Consider the following 22,125-nt stretch of genomic DNA (forward strand, 5'->3'; position numbering starts at 1 on the left):
CGGAGTGCGGCGTCCCCATGCAAAAGCCGCCAGGACCTCTCGCGAAGTCATGGCGGCTACCAATGGCGTGAATAGGGGGCGGGTGTTCCCGCGCGTGGGGCTTACTCGGGCATGACTTCGCCCGAGCCGCCCGCCTCCTTGGGCAGGTCGCGCATCTTGGGCAGGCCGTCCTTGATCGGCAGCCGCGTTTCCTGGTAGTGCACGTGCAGCATGGGCTGGAACGGGAACTGCGGGATGACTGCGGCAAACACGTCGGTCAGGCCCATGCCCGGGTGCTCGGTGAAGACATGGCCGCCACAGCTCTTGCACCAGCGGCGGTAGCTGTGTTCGGTTTTATTGAAGCCGGCGATGTTGTCGGCCCCTTTGGTGACCTTGACCGCATCGGGCTGCCAGAGCGTGAAGGCATTGACCGGGCCGGCAGACCAGGTGCGGCAGGACTCGCAATGGCAGTAGCCCATCAGCGCGGGCGCGCCGGTGACGGTGAATTCGACGGCGCCGCAAAAGCAGCGGCCCTGGTAGCTGGGATCACTCATTGATGTCTCCTGGTGGAGTTGGGGGCGAAATCCGGTGTCAATTCTGGTAGGCGATCAGTACCACATCGGCGGCCTGCGCGCGGATGGGCAGCAGGGCCTGGTAGGCGGCCGAGCCATGCCAACCATCGATGCTGGCCTGGTCGGGAAAGCGGATGACGACGATATCCTGATGCCTGTCATCACCGGCATAACTTGCACTCTGGGTGCCGCGAAACAGCAATTCGGCACCCCAGGGGGCGAGGGTGGCCGGAACCTTGCTGCGGTACTCCGCCCACTTGTCTGCATTCTTGACGGTAATGCGACCGATGAGGCATGCGCCGGCCATGTCCATCTCCTTGAAACGGCTGTGTCACTGCCGCTGCGATGCCCGGCATCAGGCGCACAGCGTGAGTTCAAACGTGGCGTCTTGCGTCGCCACGGCCAGTTTGCCATCCTCGCCTGTCTGCATCAAGCGCACCGAAACCAGCAACCGGTTGCCGCTGATTTCCGGTATCAGGTGCAGCGATGGATCGATGCGCAGACGCAGCAGCTGAAAAGTGCGCCCGGCCGGCAGATTCTGCTGGAATTGGCCGCGTTCGGCAGCTACTCTCTGCGGCGTGCCGGTATCGCGCAGCAGGTGCAGCAGCACGTAGACTGCATCTGCCAGCGGCGCCAGGGTTGCCGCCCAGAGCTGCAGGTCTTTCTGGCGCGCATCTGCGGACTGGTGCTGCCACGCGTGGTAAGCGGGCAAGTCGAAGCTGCAGGTGCCGCCCGGGATTGCGCCGCGACTGCGCACGCTCATCAGCCATTCATGTTCGAGCAGCGCCTGGCCCGCCTTGCCATTTTGGCTGTTGAGCGCCGCAAAGCAGCGCTGGAGCTGGCCGATGACGGCGTCCAGCGCTTCCTCCGAAATCGATGGAACGCCGCGGTAGCCTTCATACATCGATTTTTGTTTGTCCAGATCCTTGAGGAGGTCGGATTTCAGATCAGCGCGTGCAGCCACGTCCATGACCTCGAAAATGGTCATCAGGGCGTAGTGGTGGTCCAGCGGGTGGCTGCGTGGCATCAGCTCGCCAAGGCGCCTCAGCAACTGCTCAAGCCGCAGGTAGGTTCGGATGCGTTCGTTGAAAGGATATTCGTACAGGATCACGCTGCGGGCTTCCCAAAAAGGCGCAACGCATCATAGCCCGAACCATGCGCCGATCTGCCGTACCTGTGCGTCGAGTTGTGCCAGAGTGATGCCGTCGTTGAACAGCACGATATCGGCCGCGGCACGCCTGCGCGCGCGGCTGCTCTGGCTGGCCATGATGGCTTGTATGACCTCGATCGCGAGGCCGCTGCGCTGCTGCACCCGCTGCACTTGCGTGGTTTCGAGGCAGTCGACCACCAGGACGGCATCGAGCGTGCATGCCCAGCGGCTGGATTCGGTCAGCAGCGGGATGTCGTAGACGATCAGCCCGTGTCCGCTTTCGCGTGCATGGGCGGCAGCGGCCGCAATGGAGCGCCCGACAGCGGGGTGCACGATGCCCTCCAGGCGCGAACGAGCCGATGGGTCCTCAAAGACGAGGGTGCGCATGCGGTCGCGGTCCAGTGCTCCTGACACATCGATGAATTCGGGACCGAAGGCCGTGCGGATAGCCTCTATCGCAACCCCTTCGGCAGCCGTGGCGGCACGCGACAGTGCATCGGCATCGATCAGCGCTGCGCCTTGGCTCGCGAGCATCTGCGCCACCGTGCTCTTGCCGCTGCCTATGCCTCCGGTAAGGCCGAGCCGAATGCTGCGCGCAATCACGGATGCGCTCGCACCCATCAGGCAGCTAGCCCGAGCGCCGAGAGCAAGGTGTGCATCACTCGCTCCGGCCCCCAGAGCATTGCCACAAAGCCGCCACCTGCCAGGAAAGGCCCGAAGGGCACATACTTGCCCTCACGCAGTCCGCCCTTGAGCTTGAGCGCGATGCCGGTGACAGCCCCTACGACCGAAGCCAGCAGGATGATGGGCACCAACGCTTGCCAGCCGAACCAGGCTCCCAGCGCCGCAAACAGCTTGAAGTCACCGTAGCCCATGCCTTCCTTGCCGGTGGCCAGCTTGAAGCCCCAGTACACGCACCAGAGCGACAGGTAGCCTGCGGCAGCGCCCAGCACGGCATCGGCCAGCGGCAGCGGCGACAGGTGCAGCGTGGGTGCAAGCAACCCTGCCCAGAGCAGCGGTAGCGTGATGTCGTCCGGCAGCAGCGTGGTGTCCCAATCAATGCAGGCGGCGGCCAGCAGCGCCGCGGAAAACCCGCACCACAGCACGGCGCTCCACCCAGCGCCCCAGCGTGTGGCGCAGAAGAAAAAAAGCAGGCCCGTGGCAAGTTCCACCGCGGGGTAGCGCAGGCTGATGTGGACACCGCAGCCGGCGCAGCGCCCGCGCAAGAAAAGATAGCTGAGGACGGGGATGTTCTCGTACCAGCGTACCGCGCGCTGGCATGCCGGGCAATGCGAATGCGGTGTGAGCAGGTTGTAGCGCGGCGCTTCGTCCGCGGGCGCCGCAGCCGCTGGCAAGCCATGTTCCTGCGCGTAGGCAGTGCATTCCGCGTCCCACTGCTGCTGCATCATGCGCGGCAGGCGGTGGATCACGACATTCAGAAAACTGCCGATCAGCAGGCCGAGGATGCCGAAAGCGACGGCATCCCAAAAGGGAGATCCGAGCATCCGTCAGACCACCTGGCCGAGCTTGAAGATGGGCAGGTACATGGCGACCACGATGCCGCCGATGATGGTGCCCAGAAACACGATGATGATGGGCTCCATGAGGCTGGACAAACCCTTGACCATCTCGTCGACTTCCTCTTCGTAAAAATCGGCGGCCTTGCCGAGCATGTGATCGATGGAGCCGGACTCTTCGCCAATCGCGCACATCTGCAGCACCATCGAAGGGAACACGTTGGCATTGGTCATGGCGGCGGTGAGACTGGTGCCGGTGGCGACTTCCTGCTGGATCTTGTCGGTCGCCATGGCGTAGACGGCGTTGCCAGCAGCGCCACCGACCGAGTCCAGAGCTTCCACCAGTGGCACGCCGGCGGCGAACATGGTGGACAGCGTGCGCGTCCAGCGGGCAATCGCGGATTTGTTGATCAGGTCGCCGAACACCGGAATCTTGAGCAGCAGGCGATCCATCACCACCTGCATCTTCTCGCTGCGCTTCCAGGCCTGCATGAAGAAGTAGAAGCCGCCACCGATCACGCCAAAGATCAGCCACCACCATTTCACGAAAATATCGCTCATCGCCATCACGACCAATGTCGGGCCGGGCAAGTCGGCGCCAAACGAGGTGAAAACCTCCTTGAAGGCGGGAATCACGAAAATCATGATGACGGTGACAACGACGAAGGCGACAATCACCACCGAGATCGGGTACATCAGGGCCGACTTGATCTTGCCCTTGATCGCCTCGGTTTTCTCCATGTAGGTCGCCAGGCGGTCCAGCAGCGCTTCCAGAATACCGGCCGCCTCGCCCGCCTCGACCAGGTTGCAATAAAGGTTGTCGAAGTACATCGGGTACTTGCGGAAGGCGGCATTGAGCGAGGTGCCGGTTTCCACGTCCGTGCGGATGTCGTTGAGCAGCTTGGTGACGCTTGCGTTGGTATTGCCCCGGCCAACGATGTCGAAGGCTTGCAGCAGCGGCACGCCGGCCTTCATCATGGTGGCCATCTGGCGCGTGAACAGGGCAATGTCCTTGGGCTTGATCTTCTTGCCCGAGCTTGTGCGCCGTTTCTTGATCTTCGTCGGCAGCACGCCCTGACGGCGCAGGCTGGCCTGTACCTGGTTTTCGCCGCCGGCACGCACCTCGCCGCGCACGATCTTGCCGTTGCGGTCCTTGCCTTCCCATTCGAAGACGAAATCCTTGATGCCCTTGGATGCGACGGTGGCCATGAAATGCTCCCTTGCTTATTCGTTGGTGACCGCCAGGACCTCTTCGAGCGAAGTCAGGCCCAGTCTGGCTTTCTGCAGGCCGGATTGGCGCAGCGAGCGCACACCCTCGGAGCGCGCCTGGGCGGCAATCTCCAGTGCGCTGCCATCGCGCAAAATGATGCGCTGCATCTCTTCGGAAATCGGCATCACCTCATAGATGCCGACCCGGCCCTTGTAGCCGTTGTTGCAGGCCGAGCAGCCTACCGGTCGATAGGTGACCCAGCTGCCGTCGATGTCTTCGTCCTTGTAGCCGGCTTCCAGCAGGTTTTCGTGCGGGATGTCGGCCGGCTGCTTGCACTGCGGGCACAGGCGGCGCGCCAGACGCTGGGCAGTGATCAGAATGACGCTGGAGGCGATGTTGAACGGCGCGATGCCCATGTTGCGCATGCGCGTCAGTGTGGTGGGGGCATCGTTGGTGTGCAGCGTGGAGAGCACCAGGTGGCCAGTCTGTGCCGCCTTGATGGCGATGTCAGCGGTTTCCAGGTCGCGGATTTCACCGACCATGATGACGTCCGGATCCTGGCGCAGAAAGGCCTTGAGGGCCACGGCAAAAGTGAGACCGGCCTTTTCGTTGACGTTCACCTGGTTGACCCCGGGCATGTTGATTTCCGACGGGTCTTCCGCGGTGGAAATGTTCACCCCCGGCTTGTTCAGGATGTTCAGACAGGTGTAGAGCGAGACGGTCTTGCCTGAGCCCGTCGGGCCGGTCACCAGAATCATGCCGTAGGGTCGGTTGATGGCGGTGAGCAGCCGCTCTTTTTCTTCAGGTTCATAGCCCAGCGCTTCAATGCCCATGCGCGCGCTGCTGGGGTCCAGGATACGGATCACGATCTTCTCGCCGAACAGCGTGGGCAGGGTGCTGACACGGAAATCGATCACGCGATCGGGGCCGATCTTGAGCTTCATGCGGCCGTCCTGCGGCACGCGTTTCTCGGAAATGTCCAGGCGCGAGATCACCTTGATGCGCGACGCGAGCTTGTCCTTGATGGCAATCGGCGGCGAGGTGATTTCCTGCAATTCGCCATCGACGCGAAAGCGCACGCGGTAGTTGTGCTCATAGGGTTCGAAGTGCAGGTCGGAGGCGCGCATGCTGAAGGCGTCCAGCAGCATTTTTTGCAGAAAGCGCACGACCGGTGCGTCTTCCACTTCGGCGGCGGCCGTGTCCGGCCCTTCGACCTCTTCGGTGACGGGGGTGTCTTCAAATTCGAAATCACCGCCGGTGATGCCTTCAAGGCTCTCCGCGACGCTCTTGGAGGTGGCCTCCACCAGTTTGACGAGCTTGTCGTATTCGGCAACGACCCAGTCCACGCCCAGCTGCGTGGCGAACTTGATTTTTTCAGCGGCTTCCTGGTTGGTCGGATCGGCGGTAATGGCAATCAGGCGGTTGTTGCGCTTGGCCAGAACCACCACCTTGTACGCCTGGCACAGCTTGACGTCCAGCAGTCCCTTGGGCAGGCGATTGATGTCAATCGCCTCCACATCCAGCAGCGGAGCACCAAAGGTGCCGGACAGGCTGTAGGCCAGCTCCGGCGCGGCAATCGTCTTGCTGCTGATGAGTTCGGCGATGAAGGGGGTCCGGCTGGATTGCGATTTGCGAAACACCTCTTCGGCGCCCGCTTGCGTGAGCTTGCCGGCCGACATCAGCGCACGGGCCAGGCTCGGCAAAGCGATGTGTGCAGCGTCCTTTTGCGCAAAACCGGCTGTGGCCATGTCAGTGCTTGCTATGCAATGTGAGTACCAAAATGCCATCCTATCATCGCTGAACCACCCTCTGGTGTACAGAGAAGCGGTGCATTTGAGGTCTATCCGACATCTGATGTGTCTGCATTTGGCGGCAGCCAAGAAAAAACCGCCACGCTTTGGGGCGGTGGCGGTTGTTTTTGCAGCAAGCAGCGGCTTATTTCAGCTTGGTTTCCTTGTACTCGACATGCTTGCGAGCCTTGGGGTCGAACTTCATGATAGACATTTTCTCGGGCATGGTCTTCTTGTTCTTGGTCGTGGTGTAGAAGTGACCGGTGCCGGCGCTCGATTCGAGCTTGATTTTTTCGCGTCCGCCTTTGGATGCCATGGTATTGCTCCTTTGCTGAATCAGGCCTGACCGCGTGCGCGCATGTCTGCGAGCACGGCGTCAATGCCGTTCTTGTCGATCAGGCGCAACGCTGCGCTGGAAACGCGCAGGCGGATCCAGCGGTTTTCGCTCTCCACCCAGAAGCGCTTGTATTGCAGGTTCGGCAGGAACCGGCGCTTGGTCTTGATGTTGGAGTGGGAGACATGGTGTCCCACCTGGGGCTTCTTGCCCGTGATTTCACATACGCGTGCCATGAGGACACTCCGTTCATTGCAACGATGGCGGCATCAGGAATCCTGCAGGAGCAGGGCGATGCCAGTCATCTCACCTCGCCAGGACATTCGGGTGGCGGTAACCCGTCGCTGCACGAGCGCCCGAAAAAGCGCGTGTGAATGCAGCAAAGCCGGGCATTATAACGCGGCGCAAGCTATTCTTGCTGCTCGAGAAAACGCTGGGCATCGAGCGCCGCCATGCAACCCGTGCCGGCGCTGGTGATCGCCTGGCGGTAGACATGGTCCTGCACGTCGCCTGCCGCGAACACGCCGGGTACGCTGGTCTGCGTGGCAAAGCCCTTGAGACCGCCTTGCGTCACGATATAGCCATTTTCCAACGCGAGCTGGCCCTGGAAGATGTCCGTGTTGGGTGCGTGTCCGATGGCGATGAAGCAGCCCTGCAGGCGAATGTCCTCGGTTCTGCCGTCCTGCGTGCTCTTGATGCGGATGCCGTTCACGCCACTGGCATCGCCCAGCACCTCATCGAGCGTGAAAAAGGTCTTGAGCACGATCTTGCCGCTGGCCACTTTGTCCATGAGCTTGTCGATCAGGATGGGCTCGGCACGGAACTTGTCTCGGCGATGGACCAGCGTGACCTGGCTGGCGATGTTGGACAGGTACAGTGCTTCTTCCACGGCGGTATTGCCGCCACCGATCACGCAAACGTCCTGCCCGCGGTAAAAGAACCCGTCGCAGGTGGCGCAGGCCGAGACTCCTTTGCCCATGAAAGCCTCTTCCGACGGCAATCCCAGGTACTTGGCGGAGGCGCCGGTGGCAATGATGAGCGCATCGCAGCTGTAGCTGGCACTGTCGCCCTTGAGCATGAACGGACGTTGCGAGAGATCCACCTGCGTGATCTGATCGAACACGATCCGTGTCTTGAAGCGCTCGGCATGCTCCAGAAAGCGCTGCATCAGTTCCGGCCCCTGTACGCCGTTCACGTCCGCCGGCCAGTTGTCGACTTCGGTGGTGGTGGTGAGCTGCCCGCCCTGCGCCATGCCCGTGATCAGCATCGGGTCGAGGTTGGCGCGCGCGGCATAGATGGCGGCGGTGTAGCCGGCCGGGCCGGAACCGAGGATCAGGACTTTGGCGTGTTGGGTGTCAGGCATGGGTGGGAAAATGAGCGCAAGGCGGGTAGGGATTGGCGGTGAAGGATTGTAAGAAGCGCTGGATCGGCCGCGGGCGTGCAGGGACATGAAGTAAGCTCGCCCCTCTTCGGTATGTCGTACTCCCTCAACAGTTTGAATGCGGCAGGCAAGACGCCTGTGCGTGGCCCGGTGGCGCGTTTCGGGCATGAAATCGTGCTGGTGCTGACCCTGCTGGTCCTGGCTTTCTGGCTGCTCGCCTTGTGGAGCTATGCACCGCAGGATGCGGCCTGGTCCACCTCGGGTCTGGGCACGCAGGAGTCTGCAGCCAATTGGGGTGGGCGCTTGGGCGCCTGGGTGGCCGACGCGAGCTACTTCTTGCTGGGTTATTCCATCTGGTGGCTGGTGGCTGCGGCCGTCGGTGCCTGGGTGGGCAGTCTGCGGCGATGGATGCGCGGCGGCGAGATTCGCGCCAACCCGGGACGGCGCAGCGCGGTTTTCTGGTGCGGTCTGGTGGTGCTTGTGCTTGCAAGCGTGGCGCTCGAATGGTCGCGTCTGTACCGTTTCGAGCCGCTGTTGCCAGGCCATTCCGGCGGCGTGCTTGGCTATGTCGTTGGTCCCTTGGTGGTCAAGTGGCTGGGCTTCATGGGCTCGGGGCTGGTGGGTGTGGTGCTTATCGTGCTCGGTATCGGCTGGGTGTTCGGCTTTTCGTGGGGCTGGCTGGCGCAGCGCGTGGGCGCGGCGGTGGAGTGGGTGCTGCGCTGGCTGCAGACCCACCGCGAGCGGGCACGCGACGAAGCCGCAGGACGGCGCGCGGCGCGCGAACGCCAGGAGGTCGTGCTCGGCGAGCACGAGGAGCAGGAGCCAGCCATTGCGCAACCCGCAGTGCAGATCGTGGAGCCGCCGAATCCCGAGCACGCGCCGAGCACGCGCGTGGCAAAGGAGCGCCAGCGCCCGCTGTTCAGCGAACTGCCCGACAGCCCGTTGCCGCAAATCGATCTGCTGGATGCGGCTTCGGCCCGCCAGGAGACGGTTTCCAGCGAAACGCTGGAGATGACCAGCCGCTTGATCGAGAAAAAGCTGCGTGATTTCGGCGTCGAGGTGGCAGTGGTCGCGGCCATGCCGGGGCCGGTAGTGACGCGCTATGAAATCGAACCGGCGACGGGCGTCAAGGGCTCGCAGATCGTCAATCTGGCCAAGGACCTGGCGCGTTCGCTCAGCTTGGTCTCGATCCGCGTGATCGAGACGATTCCCGGCAAGAATTTCATGGCGCTGGAGCTGCCCAATGCCAAGCGCCAGATGATCCGGCTGTCGGAGGTACTGGGCTCGCAGGTCTATCACGACGCCAAAAGTCTGCTGACCATGGGCCTGGGCAAGGATATCGTAGGCACCCCGGTGGTGGCGGACCTGGCGAAGATGCCGCACTGCCTGGTGGCGGGCACCACCGGTTCGGGCAAGTCGGTGGGCATCAATGCAATGATTTTGTCGCTCTTGTACAAGGCCGAGCCGCGCGACGTGCGGCTGATGATGATCGACCCCAAGATGCTGGAAATGTCGGTCTACGAGGGTATTCCGCACCTGCTGTGCCCGGTGGTCACCGACATGAAGCAGGCGGCGCACGGGCTGAACTGGTGCGTGGGCGAGATGGAGCGGCGCTACAAGCTCATGAGCAAACTCGGGGTGCGCAACCTCGCGGGCTACAACGCCAAGATCGCCGAGGCGAGTGCCCGCGGCGAGAGCATTGGCAATCCCTTCAGCCTTACGCCCGAGGAGCCCGAGCCACTCGATCGCCTGCCGCACATCGTTGTCGTGATCGACGAACTGGCCGACCTGATGATGGTGGTGGGCAAGAAGATCGAGGAACTGATCGCGCGCCTGGCGCAGAAGGCGCGCGCCGCGGGCATTCACCTGATTTTGGCGACTCAGCGCCCGAGCGTGGACGTGATCACCGGCCTGATCAAGGCCAACATCCCGACGCGCATCGCGTTCCAGGTGAGCAGCAAGATCGACAGCCGCACCATCCTCGACCAGATGGGAGCCGAGGCGCTGCTGGGCATGGGTGACATGCTGTACATGCCGTCAGGCACCGGCTTGCCGATTCGCGTGCATGGCGCGTTTGTCAGCGACGAGGAGGTGCATCGCGTTGTCGAATACCTCAAGAGTCAGGGCGAGCCCGATTACCTGGAGGGCGTGCTGGAAGGCGGGGGCGAGGGCGAAGACAGCGGCTTTGGCCTGGACGATGGCGAAGGCGGTGGTGGCGAAAAGGATCCGATGTACGACCAGGCGGTGGAGATCGTGCTCAAGGACCGCAAGGCCAGCATCTCCTACGTGCAGCGCAAGCTGCGCATAGGCTACAACCGCTCGGCCCGGCTGCTGGAGGATATGGAGAAAGCCGGACTCATCAGCGCCCTGACTGCCAGCGGCCAGCGTGAGGTATTGGTGGCGGCACGGGCGGAATAGGATAACGGTCGATGAAACGCTTGGTGTTCACAATTTTGATAGCTGCTTCCGCTCAGTGGGCAAGCGCTCAGGGGCTGAAAATCCTTGAAAATTTCATGCAAGTTGCCCATAGTGGCGAGGCGCAGTTCACGCAAACGGTGACGGCGCCACCACGCGATGGCAAGGCGGTGACGCCCAAGGTTTCCAGTGGCAGCTTTGCGTTTGAGCGCCCGGGCCGTTTTCGCTTTGACTACCGCAAGCCCTTTGCCCAGACCATCGTGGCCGATGGCACGACCTTGTGGCTGTACGACGTGGATCTGAACCAGGTAACCGAGCGCGCGCAGGCGCAGGCGCTGGGCAGCACGCCCGCGGCCTTGCTGACGTCCACGCCGGACCTCACCGCCTTGCGCCGGGATTTCACGCTTGCGGATGCACCCGATGCCGAAGGCCTGCACTGGGTGCTGGCCACGCCGAAATCCAGCGACGGCCAGCTGGCGAGCGTGCGTGTGGGATTTGACGGCGAGCAGTTGGCGGCGCTGGATATCCTGGACCACTTCGGCCAGCGCTCGTTGCTGCGGTTCGCGAACTTCGCGCTCAATCCGAAGCTGCCGGCCAGCACCTTTGTTTTCAAGCCGCCCCAAGGGGCCGATGTGCTGCGCGAGCAGTGAGCGGAGCTACAGCGTCAGCGCTCTGAGCCAGTCGCGGAAGTGCTGGCCGACCTGCGGGTGCTGCAGCGCGAGTTCCACCGTGGCCTGCAAAAAACCTTCTTTGCTACCGCAATCGTAGCGTTTGCCGCTGTACTGGTAAGCGTAAACCGTCTCATGCGCCATCAGTCTGGCAATCGCATCCGTGAGCTGAATCTCGCCGCCCACGCCGCGTGGCTGGTTGCGGATTTCTTCAAAAATGCGCGGCGTGAGCACATAGCGCCCGGCTACGCCCATGCGTGAGGGTGCGACTTCCGGCGCCGGTTTTTCGACAATTTCGTCGATGCGCAGCAGCGGCCCGCCTGCGGGCTCCCCCTTGACGATGCCGTAGCGCCGCGTTTCCTCGTGGGGTACCTCCTGCACCGCCAGCAGCGAGCGGCCCTGTTTTTCAAAGGCGGCGGTCATCTGCGCCATCACGCCGGGGCCGCCAGATTCACCGACCATCAGGTCGTCGGCCAGCAACACGGCAAAGGGTTCATTGCCCACCAGCGGCTCGGCGCACAGCACGGCGTGGCCCAAGCCTAAGCTGCGCGGCTGGCGCACGAACAGGCAGTTCATGTCGGCCGGAGTAATGCTGTGCACCAGGTGCAGCAGCTCCTGCTTGCCGGCGTGTTCGAGCTCGCTTTCGAGCTCGTAGGCGGTGTCGAAATGGTCTTCGATGGCGCGCTTGCTGCGCCCGGTGACGAAGACCATGTCGCGGATGCCGGCTTCGTAGGCTTCCTCGACGGCGTATTGGATGAGGGGCTTGTCCACCACCGGCAGCATTTCTTTCGGGCTGGCTTTGGTGGCGGGCAGAAAGCGAGTGCCCAGGCCGGCGACGGGGAAGACGGCTTTGCGGACGCGGGTGCTGGTCATGGGGGTTCCTTGGTGGAGAGGGCCGGCGGGACGCCGGCGCTCCCGGGGTCAGCCCAGGCGGGCGAGTTGTTCCTGGATGCGCGCCAGCGTGCTGCCAAAGTCGGCCAGGCGCTTTTTCTCTTGCTCCAGCACGGCGGCGGGGGCCTTGGCGCAGAAGGCTTCGTTGCCGAGCTTGGCGTTGGCCTTGGTGATCTCGCCTTGCAGGCGCGTGGCCTCCTTGCCCAGGCGGGCCTTTTCCGCCGCCACGTCGATCTCGACAAACAGCGCCAGGCGCGCGCCGCCCACCACGTTGACCGGGGCGTTCTGCGCCTCGCTGGCCCATGCGGCGGCGTCGTCGAACACCTTGACTTCGCTGAGCTTGGCCAGGTTTTTCAGCACATCGGCGTTGGCACGCAGGAAGGCGCTGTCCTCTGCCGTGTCGGCCACGGCCAGAAGCGGCAGGCGCTGCGCGGGCGACACGCCCATCTCGCCGCGCAGGGTGCGGCAGGCGTCCACCATGGTTTTCAGGCGCGCCACATAGCCTTCAGCCGCCTCGTCGATCTTGGCCGGCTGCGCCTCTGGGTAGGCGGCGATGGCGATCGATGCGCCCTCAATGCGGGCCACGGGCGCCACCACTTGCCACAGCGCTTCGGTGACAAACGGGATGATGGGATGCGCCAGGCGCAGGATGGCTTCCAGCACGCGGATCAGCGTGCGGCGCGTGGCGCGCTCTTGCGCCTCGGAGCCGGTCTGGATCTGCACCTTGGCGATTTCCAGGTACCAGTCGCAGAACTCGTTCCAGACGAAGTCGTAGATGGCGTTGGCGGCGTTGTCCAGGCGGTATTCGGCAAAGCCACGGGCCACCTCAGCCTCCACCTTTTGCAGGCGCGAGACGATCCAGCGATCGGGCTGGCTGAAATGCAGATAGCTCTCGCTGCAGCTGCCGTCGCCGTCAAAGCCGCAGTCAAAACCCTCGCAATTCATCAGCACGAAGCGGCTGGCGTTCCAGAGCTTGTTGCAGAAGTTGCGATAACCCTCGCAGCGCTTGCTGTCGAAGTTGATGCTGCGGCCCAAGGACGCCAGCGCGGCGAAGGTAAAGCGCAGCGCGTCCGCGCCGTAGGCCGGAATGCCTTCGGGGAATTCCTTTTGCGTGTTCTTGCGCACTTGGGGTGCGGTCTCGGGGCGGCGCAGGCCCTGGGTGCGCTTGTCGAGCAGGGGTTCGAGCTCGATGCCGTCGATCAGATCGACCGGGTCGAGCACGTTGCCCTCGCTCTTGCTCATCTTCTTGCCGTGCGCGTCGAGCACCAGGCCGTGGATGTAGACATGCTTGAACGGCACGCGGCCGGTGAAGTGGGTGCTCATCATGATCATCCGGGCCACCCAGAAGAAGATGATGTCGTAGCCCGTGACCAGCACGCTGCTGGGCAAATACAGGTTGTAGTCGTCGGTGGCGCTGTCGGTTTGATTTGGCCAGCCCATGGTGGAAAACGGCACCAGCGCGCTGGAGTACCAGGTGTCGAGCACGTCGGCGTCGCGCGTGAGTGTTTTGCCGGGGGCCTGTGCCTGCGCCTCGGCCTCGCTCTTGGCCACGTAGACCTTGCCGTCCTCGTCGTACCAGGCCGGAATCTGGTGGCCCCACCAGAGCTGGCGCGAGATGCACCAGTCCTGGATGTTGTTCATCCACTGGTTGTAGGTGTTGACCCAGTTCTCGGGCACGAATTGCACCTGGCCGCTGGCGACGGCGTCAATCGCTTTTTGCGCGATGGATTTGCCGGTGGCGTCGCCCTGGCCCACCTTGTTCATGGCGACAAACCACTGATCGGTCAGCATGGGTTCGATCACCTGGCCGGTGCGGGTGCAGATGGGCACCATGAGCTTGTGCTTCTTGATTTCGACCAAGAGGCCCAGCGCTTCCAGGTCCGCCACGACGGCCTTGCGCGCGGCAAAGCGGTCCATGCCACGGTATTTCTCGGGCGACTGGTCGTTGATGGTGGCCGTCAGCGTCAGCACGCAAATCATCGGCAGCTTGTGGCGCTGGCCTACCTGATAGTCGTTCTGGTCATGCGCGGGTGTGACCTTGACCACGCCGGTGCCGAAGGCCTTGTCCACGTATTCGTCGGCAATCACCGGGATTTCCCGGTCGCACAGCGGCAGCTTGACCTGCTTGCCGATCAGGTGCGCATAGCGCTCGTCCTCGGGGTGCACCATCACGGCCACGTCGCCCAGCATGGTCTCAGGCCGGGTGGTTGCCACCACCAGTTGGCCCGAACCGTCGGCCAGGGGATAGGCGATATGCCACAGCGAGCCGTCTTTTTCTTCGTTTTCCACCTCCAGATCGGACACGGCCGATTGCAGCACCGGGTCCCAGTTGACCAGGCGCTTGCCACGGTAGATCAGGCCCTGTTCATAGAGCTTCACAAAGGTCTCGGTCACCACCGTGGAGAGCTTGTCGTCCATGGTGAAGTACTCGCGGCTCCAGTCCACGGTGTCGCCCAGACGGCGCATCTGCGTGGTGATGGTGTTGCCGCTGTGCTCCTTCCACTCCCAGACCTTCTTCACAAAGTCCGGGCGGCCCAGGTCGTGGCGGCTCACGCCTTGTTCTTGCAGCTGGCGCTCCACCACGATTTGCGTGGCGATGCCGGCGTGGTCGGTGCCCGGAATCCACGCCGTGTTGCAGCCCAGCATGCGATGCATGCGCGTCAGGCTGTCCATGATGGTCTGGTTGAACGCGTGGCCCATGTGCAGCGTGCCGGTCACGTTGGGCGGCGGCAGCTGGATGGCGAAGGCTGGGGCGGCCGCGTCGGGCGCACCCGTGCCGCGCACGCCGGCGCGGCCGTAGCCACGGCGCTCCCACTCGGGGCCCCAGTGGGCTTCGAGCGTGGCGGGCTCGAACGATTTGGACAGGGATTGCAGGCCGGGTTGGAGGGGGGTGTCGCTCATAGCAATGAAAACGGCATCCCGCGGGATGCCGTGTCGGGCAGAAGGAGAAGAGTCATGCGATTTTATGCGTTCAAAATCGCTCTTGTATATGTAGCTGAATGCGCTTTTCTGGTGCGCGCAAAGACCAATTTCGGCTTGAAAATATGGTCAATCGCCTTTGCTGGTGAGCCCTTGGACGAGCGCACCCAGCGCCAGCCCGCCCACAGCGTACAGCAGCATCCAGTTGCCCGCGCCCAAGCCGGCGATGGCCGGGCCCGGGCAGACGCCGCACAGGCCCCAGCCCACGCCAAACAGTGCTGCGCCGACGACGGTGCTGCGCCCCCAATGAATCGGGTGCTTGTGAAATTCGCCGCCCAGCACGGGCTTTTTCATGAGGCGAGGCAGCAGCGCGTAGGCGATGGCGGTGACGATGAGCGCGCCGCCCATCACCAGCATGAGACCGAAGTCCTGCAGGCGCAAAAAGCTCAGTACCACTTCGGGGCGGATCATGGTGGATGCGGCAAGGCCAAAGCCGAACAGAGCGCCTGCGGCCAGCGTGGCCAGTGAGTTGCCGAGTTTCATCATTGCAGCCTCCAGACGAGGTTGGCGGTGATCATGGCGGTTGCCATGAAGGTGAGGACGGCCACGGCGGAGGGCCATTGCAGCGACCCCATGCCGCAGATTCCATGGCCGGATGTGCAGCCGTGGCCCAGGCGTGCGCCGTAGCCGCCGATGAAGCCGCCCAAGAGCAGTTGCCAGACCGGCACCGAGGTGGTTTCGGGGCCCGGACCGCCGAACAACAGCCACCAGAGGAAAGCCCCAAGAATCAGGCCCGCAGCGTATTCCAGCCGCCAGATGCGGGAGCCCTTCAGACGTGCCTGCTGGAAGAAGGGCCGGTCGACGATGAAGGACCAGGTCGATGAAAAGACGCTGCTCATGCCGCCGACCAGGCCGGTCATGGCGAAAAGAAAGGTGACGCCCAAGCCGATGACGATGCCACCGTAGAGGTAGTGCTCCCAGCCGAGGGGAAACAGGGTATGCAGAAGAGTCATGCGGGTCATTATCCCGCTGGACGATGGATCGTGTCAGGGCGCGGCGCGGTGACTGGAGGGGCGCGGCGCCGAGCCGGCCATGGCCTGGGTGTCGGCTTCGCGGCGCATGATCCACCAGGCCACCTGCACCAGCCACGCGACGGCCAAAGCCGTGAAAATGCCGGTAAGCCAGTGGCCCAGGCGCACCTGGTCGTCCAGCAGATAGGCGTTGCACAGGCGCAGCGGGGAATTGGCATAGAGCTGGCCGATGGCTATGCCCATCAGCAGCATGTTGCCCAGAAAAAAGCCTTGCACGACCAGCCCGGCGCGTCGCCACGACAGGCGCAGGGCACTGCCCGTGGCCACCAATGCGGCACTCTTGGCGATTTCAGTGGGTGGGTGCAGCAACGCAAGATCGAGCACCCGCGGAATCATCAGCACCAGCAGGGCGGTCCCTGCCAGCATCAGACCACTGATGCCGGACGCGTTCCAGCGTGCAAGGCCGCTGTGCGCCCGCTTGGGCAGCGCGGCTGCCAGCAATGCGCCGGCGAGCATCCACAGGGGGTACTGCAGCACCATGTGGCGCCACATGCTGGCCTCCAACAGGTGCCGTGATGCGGGCAACGCCAGCAGCGCGGCGATGGCCAGACCAACCAGCGCCTGGCGCGCCAGGGTGAATGCCGGTGCCAAGGACCTGCGCCAGTCAAGCTTCATGAGGCCTTGGATGCGAGGTGGCGGGCGTAGTTCAGCGCCAGTTGCTGCTCGGCCAGGTCGAAGATGCGCACCATGCGCCCCCGGGCATCGAAGATCAGCAGGGCGGCGTTGTGCTCGTAGTCGCCAAGAGCGTCAGGAATGACGACCACGCCGAGCTGCGCCAGCAGCGCCTGCTGCTGCCCGCTGTCGGGCACGCTGGCAAAGCGCCAGAGCGCCGGGTTTGCGCCGAGCTTGCCGGCGTAGGCCGCGAGCTGCGGGGCGCCGTCGTGCGCGCCGTCAAAGGAGAGCGAGAGCAGCCGGACCGGAGCGGCGCCCGGCCGGTCGCCATCGGCCTGCAGCGCCGCCTGCAGCTGCTGGAAGGTGCTGCCCAGGGACAGGCATACCGTCTGGCAGCGCGTGTAGAAGAAGTCGGCAATGGTGACTTGCCCCTGGGCGATGGCGGGCAGGGCAAGCTGGCGCGCATCCTCCCCCCGCAGCTCGACGGCGGGCAGTGGCACGGGGCTGAGCGCCACTTCCAGGCGCCGTGCACCCTCGTCGGTCCAGACCTGGAAATCGTGCGTGAGCCAGGCGGCGCTGAAGTAGCCGCCCAGCGCGACCAGCAGGCTCAGCAGTGCGGTGCGTACCATGGCGGGCTTCCTGTGGTGCTCAGTGGTCCAGCGCCTTGAGCTCTGCTTCGCTCTCGAATGGCGTGGTGCGATCGCTCTTGCGCGCTTCGGCGATCACATCCGGCCCCACCGCGTCGTTCTTGTTCGACCAGCTGCTGCGGATATGCGTCAGCACGCCAGCCAGCTCGGCGTCGCTGAGCTGCTGAAAGCTTGGCATCAGCCCCTTGTAGCTGGTGCCCTTGACGTTGATCTCGCCATTGATGCCGTGCAGCACGATGTTGGCCAGCACCTTGGGGCTGCCGTGCACCCACTCGGAGCCATCGAGCGGCGGGAAGACGCCCGGCAGGCCGGCGCCGGTCGCCTGGTGGCAGGACGCGCAGTTGGCTGCGAAGATGGCAGCGCCATCGACCGCGCCGCCGCCAGCGTCGGCCGCGCCCGCCGGCTTGGCCTGCAGGTCGGCCAGCGTGCGTTCGTCGCCCATCCACGGGCGGCTGTAGGGGCCGGACATCGCGATGTAGATGACACCGAAGAGCACCATGCCGACGGCAATGATGGCCGGCAGCAGGGGCATGGGGCGGATGCGCTCTTCCGGATCGACGCTTTCGCGCTTCTGGGCGCGGGCGGGCTGGTTGTTTTCAGGCATGGCTTACCTCCACGGTATGGGTGCGCGCGGCGTTCATTGCGGGTCTGCCGGGATGATGGGGTAGACGTGCTTGAGCGACTGCAGGTATTTCACGAGATCCAGCGCCTCGGGCTTGGCCACCACCACCTTGCCCTTGGGCTGGGCGTCCGGCGGCAGGTGCACCTCGACCTCATCCTTGTCCGCCTTGTCCTTGACGTCGAACAGATAGGGATAGGAAGGCATGATGGATTCTTTGACGTAGGCCCGCGGCTGGTACAGGTGCCCCAGGTTCCAGTCCAGGCTGGGCTGGCGCACGCCGATGTTGAACAGGTCCGGCCCGGTGCGCATGCTGCCCAGCAGGTGCGGACGGTCGTAGATGTAATCCGCCGGCACCGAGACGCGGCCCCAGCCGCGCTTGGCGTCCGGGCCGAAGCTGGCATCGCGCGGCTGCTGGGTGTGGCAATAGACGCAGCCATTGGCGATGTAGACCTCGCGCCCGCGCAGCTCGGCGCTGGTGTAGGGCTTGAGGCCGTCGGGGACGGGGAGGTCGCGCACCTGGAAGTAGGGGATCAGTATCAGCGCCGCGACGGCGATGCTGAAGGTGACCAGCGTGCCGGTGATGAGTTTGACTTCATTTTCCATGGACGGTCTCCAGCTTGTTCTGCTCGTGCGTGAAGAGCGCGGCGCCGGCGCGGTTCGGGCCAAAGCGCAGCACCATCACCAGCACGTGGAAGGCGAAGATCAGGTGGCTTGCCAGCATCAATGAGCCGCCCACGCTGCGCCAGTACAGATAGGGGATGGTCAGCGTGACCGAATCGATGAAGGGCACGCTCGGGTCCAGCATCGCCTTGCCCTGCAGCCAGCCGCCGTAGGTCAGCGGCCCGAAGTAGATCAGGATGCCGATCGCGGCCAGCCAGAAATGCCAGGAGATGAGCTTGGGGAAGGGCCATTCCCAGCGCAGCACGCGCGGCAGCATGTAGTAGATGGCGCCAAACAGCACCATGGTGACGAAGCCGTACGCACCCAGGTGGGCGTGGGCCACCGTGAAGTGGGTGAAGTGGGCCACCTGGTTGACCGAGCGCAGCGCCTCGAACGAGCCCTGCACCGAGGACACCATGTACATGAAGCCGCCGAACATCATGAAGCGCAGCGTGGGCGAGTACAGGGCCAGCTTCATGCGGCCCCACATCGTGCCGGCCATGTTCACCGTGAAGGCCGCCACCGGCACGATCATCATCATGCTCTGCACGACCGAGAGCGTGATCAGCCATTCGGGCACCGGTCCGCCGATGAGGTGGTGGCCGCCCACCTGGGCGTAGAAGAAGGCCAGCGTCCAGAAGCCCAGGATGGAGAGGTTGTAGGAGCTCACGCGCCGTCCGATGACCTTGGGCAGGAAGTAATAGATCGCGCCCAGCGCCGCCGGCGTGAACCACAGGCCGAGCACGTTGTGGCCGTACCACCAGTTCATCGTCGCCTGCTCCACGCCGAAGTGCGCGCCGGGGATCTTGGCCACGGTGAACAGCAGCGCGATCCACAGCAGCGAGCCGACGTGGTACCAGGCGCTGACGTAGATCTCGTGCGACTTGCGGTGCACGACGGTGGAGATCACCGGGATGATGATGAGAATGAAGCCGATGACCAGGAAAATGCCGATCTGCCACGGAATTTCCAGGTATTCCATACCGGCCGTCCAGCCCATGCCGAAACCGCCGATGGCGCTGGCGATGCCGACATTGATGAAGGCGCCGCCCATCATCACCAGCAGCGGATTGCGCAGCGGCGTGCGCATCAGCCGCGGGATCAGCCAGACGATGATGCCCAGCTCGCAATTGGTGATCCAGCCGTAGAGCACGGCCGTGAGGTGGTAGGTGCGCATGCGCCCGAAGGTTTCCCAGGCTTCGGAGACCAGCCAGTCGGGCCAGTGCAGCTTGAGCGAGGCCGTCAGCCCCGCCGCGGAGCCGACCACCAGCCACATCACCGCGAAGGCGATGAACATGAAGGTGGGGAAGGCGCTGGAGCGGTCTGCCTCCGTCCGGTCTTCGAGTTCTTCGGGGTCTTCGGCCTGGACCAGCTCACGCCCCTTGTCCTGCGTCTCGTTGATGGCCTGCTGCAGCAGCTGTTCGCCGCTCTTGGTGAGCGACGGGTCGTCCGCCTTGCCGACTTCGTCGGCGGCGAAGATGGTGCCGGCGGCACGCGGGTTTTCGACAAGCAGCCCCTTGCGCATCGACCACATGAAGGCGAAAAGCCCTATGAGGGAGAGCACAAAGGCCGACAACAGGCTGACTACTGCGCTGTCCATGGCGACCTACCTTTCACTTTACGACTTTACGGCGAATTACATAAGTATACGCTTATGTTATAAAAAATTACGGGAAAACCCGAGGAGTATAAAGGTCATTGACGATGACTATTTGATGACCGGGGCCACCGTGGGGTCGCCTGCGGCGCGGCGCCTACACTTGCCCATCATGAACTTCTTGATCCTTGGCGTCGAGTCTTCCTGCGATGAAACCGGCGTGGCCCTGGTGCGCCAGGGCAAGGGTGCGGCGTTGCCGGTGCTGCTGGCGCATGCGCTGCACAGCCAGATAGCGATGCACCAGGCCTATGGCGGCGTGGTGCCCGAGCTCGCCAGCCGCGACCATATCCGCCGCGTGCTGCCGCTGGCGCGGGCGGTGCTGGCCGAGGCCGCGTTGCCGTTGAATGCAGTGGATCTGGTTGCGTTCACCCGCGGCCCGGGGCTGGCGGGCGCGCTGCTGGTGGGGGCGGGCGTGGCCTGTGCGCTGGCGGCGGCGTTGAACGTACCGGTGCTGGGCATTCACCATCTGGAAGGGCACCTGCTCTCGCCCTTCCTGAGCGCCGATCCGCCCGAGTTTCCCTTTGTGGCGCTGCTGGTGTCGGGGGGCCATACGCAGCTGATGCGGGTGGATGGCGTGGGCGCCTACGCCTTGCTGGGCGAGACCATAGACGATGCGGCGGGTGAGGCGTTCGACAAATCCGCCAAGCTCATGGGCCTGCCGTACCCGGGCGGGCCGGTGCTGGCGCAGCTGGCCGAGCAGGGCGATCCTGCGGCTTTCAAGCTGCCGCGGCCGCTGCTGCACAGCGGAGATCTGTTTGCCGGCCTGAAAACCGCGGTACTCACCCAGGCCAAAAAGCTCGGCGATGCGCTGCCGGCGCACAAGGCGGACCTGGCCGCCAGCACCCAGGCGGCGATCGTCGAGGTATTGGTGAAGAAGTCGCTCAAGGCGTTGGCGCAGACAGGGCTCAGGCGCCTGGTGGTGGCGGGTGGCGTGGGCGCCAATCGGCAACTGCGCGCCATGCTGGATGCCGCCTGCGCAGAGCGGGGCGTGCGCGTGCACTACCCCGAGCTGCAGTTGTGCACCGACAACGGCGCGATGATCGCGATGGCCGCCGCGATGCGGGTGCAGGTAGGTGTTGCATTCCCTGACCGCCGTTACGAATTTGACGTGCGCCCGCGCTGGCCTTTGCAGGCCATTTCCCCTGCATTGGCCGCCTGAGAGGTTGAGCGCTTTTCACTCATGCCCGCCTTGCACCCCAAAACACCCCGTTTCATCGTTGCAAATACTCGCCGTAGCCCGGGCTATGGCTGCGTTTTGCGCCTCGATCCGGTGCGTTTTGGTGCGCCTTTCGGACACGGGCAAAAAACTCTCAACCTCTGAAGCCGCACAATCGACCCACCATGTTCATCGATCTTTCCTGGCGCGGCGCGGCGCGGTTGCCTGCGCTGCTGCTGGCGGCCAGCCTGCTCGCCGCCTGCGCGCGCCTGCCCGAGGCTCTGCCGGGGTCCGAGCGCGCCATCGCCTTCACGCCCAATGACTTTGACGGTGCCGATGTGCACACGCGCCATCTGCGGGCGACGCAGGCGCAGGCGTGCGAGGCGGCCCGACGGGCGCTGCTGAGCCAGGGCTACATCGTCGAAGGGGCAGCGAAGGAAGACGTCAAGGGTCGCAAGTACTACCAGCCCACGCCTGACGTGCACTATGAGGTGCAGATGCGTGTCGTCTGTGCCCCCGAAGGGCAGGAGGGCGATCGCAGCTCGGTCTTCGCCAGCGCGGTGCAAGACCGCTATGTCATCAAGAAGGTCAACAACTCTGCCTCGGTCGGCGTGGGCGGCTTGGGTTCGCTGTCGCTGCCGCTCAATTCGACCGATGACACTTTGGTAAAAGTCGGCAGCGAGACGATTTCCGATGCGCAGTTCTACGCACGATTCTTTGATCTGTTCCAGCGCTACCTGCCGAGCCCGACGCCTGTGGCGCGTGCCAGCGATGTGAAAGTGCGCCCGGTCACCCAGCCCGAGGCGGCGCAGCAGGGTGTGGAGCCATTGCCTGCGTCGGATGATTCACAGTGA

Annotated in this window: 23 protein-coding genes; 4 read left to right on the plus strand and 19 right to left on the minus strand. The window is 64.0% G+C overall.

Features of this window, described 5'->3' with window-relative positions:
- Positions 1-101 precede the first annotated feature (101 nt).
- From ABS45_RS08880 to trxB, 10 genes are all read right to left on the minus strand, one after another.
- A complete protein-coding gene (locus tag ABS45_RS08880; RefSeq protein WP_291555063.1) occupies positions 102-533 on the minus strand; it encodes a GFA family protein in 432 nt (143 codons plus the stop codon).
- Between the two features lie 37 nt (positions 534-570).
- Positions 571-858, minus strand: a complete 288-nt coding sequence (locus tag ABS45_RS08885; protein WP_291555065.1) for a DUF1330 domain-containing protein — start codon at positions 856-858, stop codon at positions 571-573.
- A gap of 48 nt (positions 859-906) precedes the next feature.
- Positions 907-1,662: a cell division protein ZapD gene (gene zapD / locus ABS45_RS08890; RefSeq protein ID WP_291555066.1), complete on the minus strand. Its 756-nt coding sequence runs from the start codon at positions 1,660-1,662 to the stop codon at positions 907-909.
- A gap of 30 nt (positions 1,663-1,692) precedes the next feature.
- Entirely contained in the window at positions 1,693-2,322 is a 630-nt protein-coding gene (coaE, locus tag ABS45_RS08895) for a dephospho-CoA kinase (RefSeq protein WP_291555068.1), read from the minus strand.
- Positions 2,322-3,206: an A24 family peptidase gene (locus ABS45_RS08900; protein WP_291555069.1), complete on the minus strand. Its 885-nt coding sequence runs from the start codon at positions 3,204-3,206 to the stop codon at positions 2,322-2,324. The genes coaE and ABS45_RS08900 overlap by 1 nt, the downstream gene beginning before the upstream one ends.
- Positions 3,207-3,209: 3 nt before the next feature.
- A complete protein-coding gene (locus tag ABS45_RS08905) occupies positions 3,210-4,427 on the minus strand; it encodes a type II secretion system F family protein (RefSeq protein WP_291555070.1) in 1,218 nt (405 codons plus the stop codon).
- Between the two features lie 15 nt (positions 4,428-4,442).
- The gene (gene pilB, locus ABS45_RS08910) at positions 4,443-6,176 is read right to left on the minus strand and encodes a type IV-A pilus assembly ATPase PilB (RefSeq protein WP_291555071.1); all 1,734 of its coding nucleotides are present in this window, start codon (positions 6,174-6,176) and stop codon (positions 4,443-4,445) included.
- Positions 6,177-6,363: 187 nt separating this feature from the next.
- A complete protein-coding gene (rpmG, locus tag ABS45_RS08915) occupies positions 6,364-6,534 on the minus strand; it encodes a 50S ribosomal protein L33 (protein ID WP_291555072.1) in 171 nt (56 codons plus the stop codon).
- A gap of 20 nt (positions 6,535-6,554) precedes the next feature.
- Complete coding sequence (gene rpmB / locus ABS45_RS08920) at positions 6,555-6,788, minus strand: 50S ribosomal protein L28 (RefSeq protein ID WP_291555073.1); 234 nt, start codon at positions 6,786-6,788, stop codon at positions 6,555-6,557.
- A gap of 173 nt (positions 6,789-6,961) precedes the next feature.
- A complete protein-coding gene (gene trxB, locus ABS45_RS08925; RefSeq protein WP_291555075.1) occupies positions 6,962-7,915 on the minus strand; it encodes a thioredoxin-disulfide reductase in 954 nt (317 codons plus the stop codon).
- A 111-nt stretch (positions 7,916-8,026) separates the two neighbouring features.
- Here trxB and ABS45_RS08930 point away from each other — a divergent pair, with 111 nt between their 5' ends.
- Both ABS45_RS08930 and lolA read left to right on the plus strand, forming a co-directional pair.
- A complete protein-coding gene (locus tag ABS45_RS08930; protein WP_291555077.1) occupies positions 8,027-10,351 on the plus strand; it encodes a DNA translocase FtsK in 2,325 nt (774 codons plus the stop codon).
- A gap of 11 nt (positions 10,352-10,362) precedes the next feature.
- Positions 10,363-10,998, plus strand: coding sequence for an outer membrane lipoprotein chaperone LolA (gene lolA / locus ABS45_RS08935; RefSeq protein WP_291555079.1), 636 nt, complete (start codon positions 10,363-10,365; stop codon positions 10,996-10,998).
- A 6-nt stretch (positions 10,999-11,004) separates the two neighbouring features.
- Here lolA and galU read toward each other — a convergent pair whose 3' ends face one another.
- From galU to ABS45_RS08980, 9 genes are all read right to left on the minus strand, one after another.
- The gene (gene galU, locus ABS45_RS08940) at positions 11,005-11,889 is read right to left on the minus strand and encodes a UTP--glucose-1-phosphate uridylyltransferase GalU (RefSeq protein ID WP_291555081.1); all 885 of its coding nucleotides are present in this window, start codon (positions 11,887-11,889) and stop codon (positions 11,005-11,007) included.
- A 48-nt stretch (positions 11,890-11,937) separates the two neighbouring features.
- On the minus strand, positions 11,938-14,808 hold the full coding sequence (locus tag ABS45_RS08945; RefSeq protein ID WP_291555083.1) for a valine--tRNA ligase: 2,871 nt from the start codon (positions 14,806-14,808) through the stop codon (positions 11,938-11,940).
- Positions 14,809-14,955: 147 nt separating this feature from the next.
- The gene (locus ABS45_RS08950; protein WP_291555084.1) at positions 14,956-15,369 is read right to left on the minus strand and encodes a DUF6691 family protein; all 414 of its coding nucleotides are present in this window, start codon (positions 15,367-15,369) and stop codon (positions 14,956-14,958) included.
- On the minus strand, positions 15,369-15,839 hold the full coding sequence (locus ABS45_RS08955) for a YeeE/YedE thiosulfate transporter family protein (RefSeq protein ID WP_291555085.1): 471 nt from the start codon (positions 15,837-15,839) through the stop codon (positions 15,369-15,371). The genes ABS45_RS08950 and ABS45_RS08955 overlap by 1 nt, the downstream gene beginning before the upstream one ends.
- A gap of 33 nt (positions 15,840-15,872) precedes the next feature.
- The gene (locus tag ABS45_RS08960; protein ID WP_291555086.1) at positions 15,873-16,532 is read right to left on the minus strand and encodes a hypothetical protein; all 660 of its coding nucleotides are present in this window, start codon (positions 16,530-16,532) and stop codon (positions 15,873-15,875) included.
- Positions 16,529-17,158: an SCO family protein gene (locus tag ABS45_RS08965; RefSeq protein WP_291555087.1), complete on the minus strand. Its 630-nt coding sequence runs from the start codon at positions 17,156-17,158 to the stop codon at positions 16,529-16,531. The genes ABS45_RS08960 and ABS45_RS08965 overlap by 4 nt, the downstream gene beginning before the upstream one ends.
- A 19-nt stretch (positions 17,159-17,177) precedes the next feature.
- Positions 17,178-17,780: a cytochrome c gene (locus tag ABS45_RS08970; protein WP_024536968.1), complete on the minus strand. Its 603-nt coding sequence runs from the start codon at positions 17,778-17,780 to the stop codon at positions 17,178-17,180.
- Positions 17,781-17,813: 33 nt separating this feature from the next.
- Complete coding sequence (locus ABS45_RS08975) at positions 17,814-18,401, minus strand: cbb3-type cytochrome c oxidase subunit II (RefSeq protein WP_024536967.1); 588 nt, start codon at positions 18,399-18,401, stop codon at positions 17,814-17,816.
- Complete coding sequence (locus ABS45_RS08980) at positions 18,391-20,058, minus strand: cbb3-type cytochrome c oxidase subunit I (RefSeq protein ID WP_024536966.1); 1,668 nt, start codon at positions 20,056-20,058, stop codon at positions 18,391-18,393. The genes ABS45_RS08975 and ABS45_RS08980 overlap by 11 nt, the downstream gene beginning before the upstream one ends.
- 169 nt (positions 20,059-20,227) lie before the next feature.
- Here ABS45_RS08980 and tsaD point away from each other — a divergent pair, with 169 nt between their 5' ends.
- Positions 20,228-21,274: a tRNA (adenosine(37)-N6)-threonylcarbamoyltransferase complex transferase subunit TsaD gene (gene tsaD, locus ABS45_RS08985; protein WP_291555088.1), complete on the plus strand. Its 1,047-nt coding sequence runs from the start codon at positions 20,228-20,230 to the stop codon at positions 21,272-21,274.
- A 182-nt stretch (positions 21,275-21,456) separates the two neighbouring features.
- Positions 21,457-22,125, plus strand: a complete 669-nt coding sequence (locus ABS45_RS08990) for a DUF2242 domain-containing protein (RefSeq protein ID WP_291555089.1) — start codon at positions 21,457-21,459, stop codon at positions 22,123-22,125.

This window comes from Comamonas sp. SCN 65-56 (genome assembly GCF_001724135.1).
GTDB lineage: Bacteria > Pseudomonadota > Gammaproteobacteria > Burkholderiales > Burkholderiaceae_C > Comamonas_C.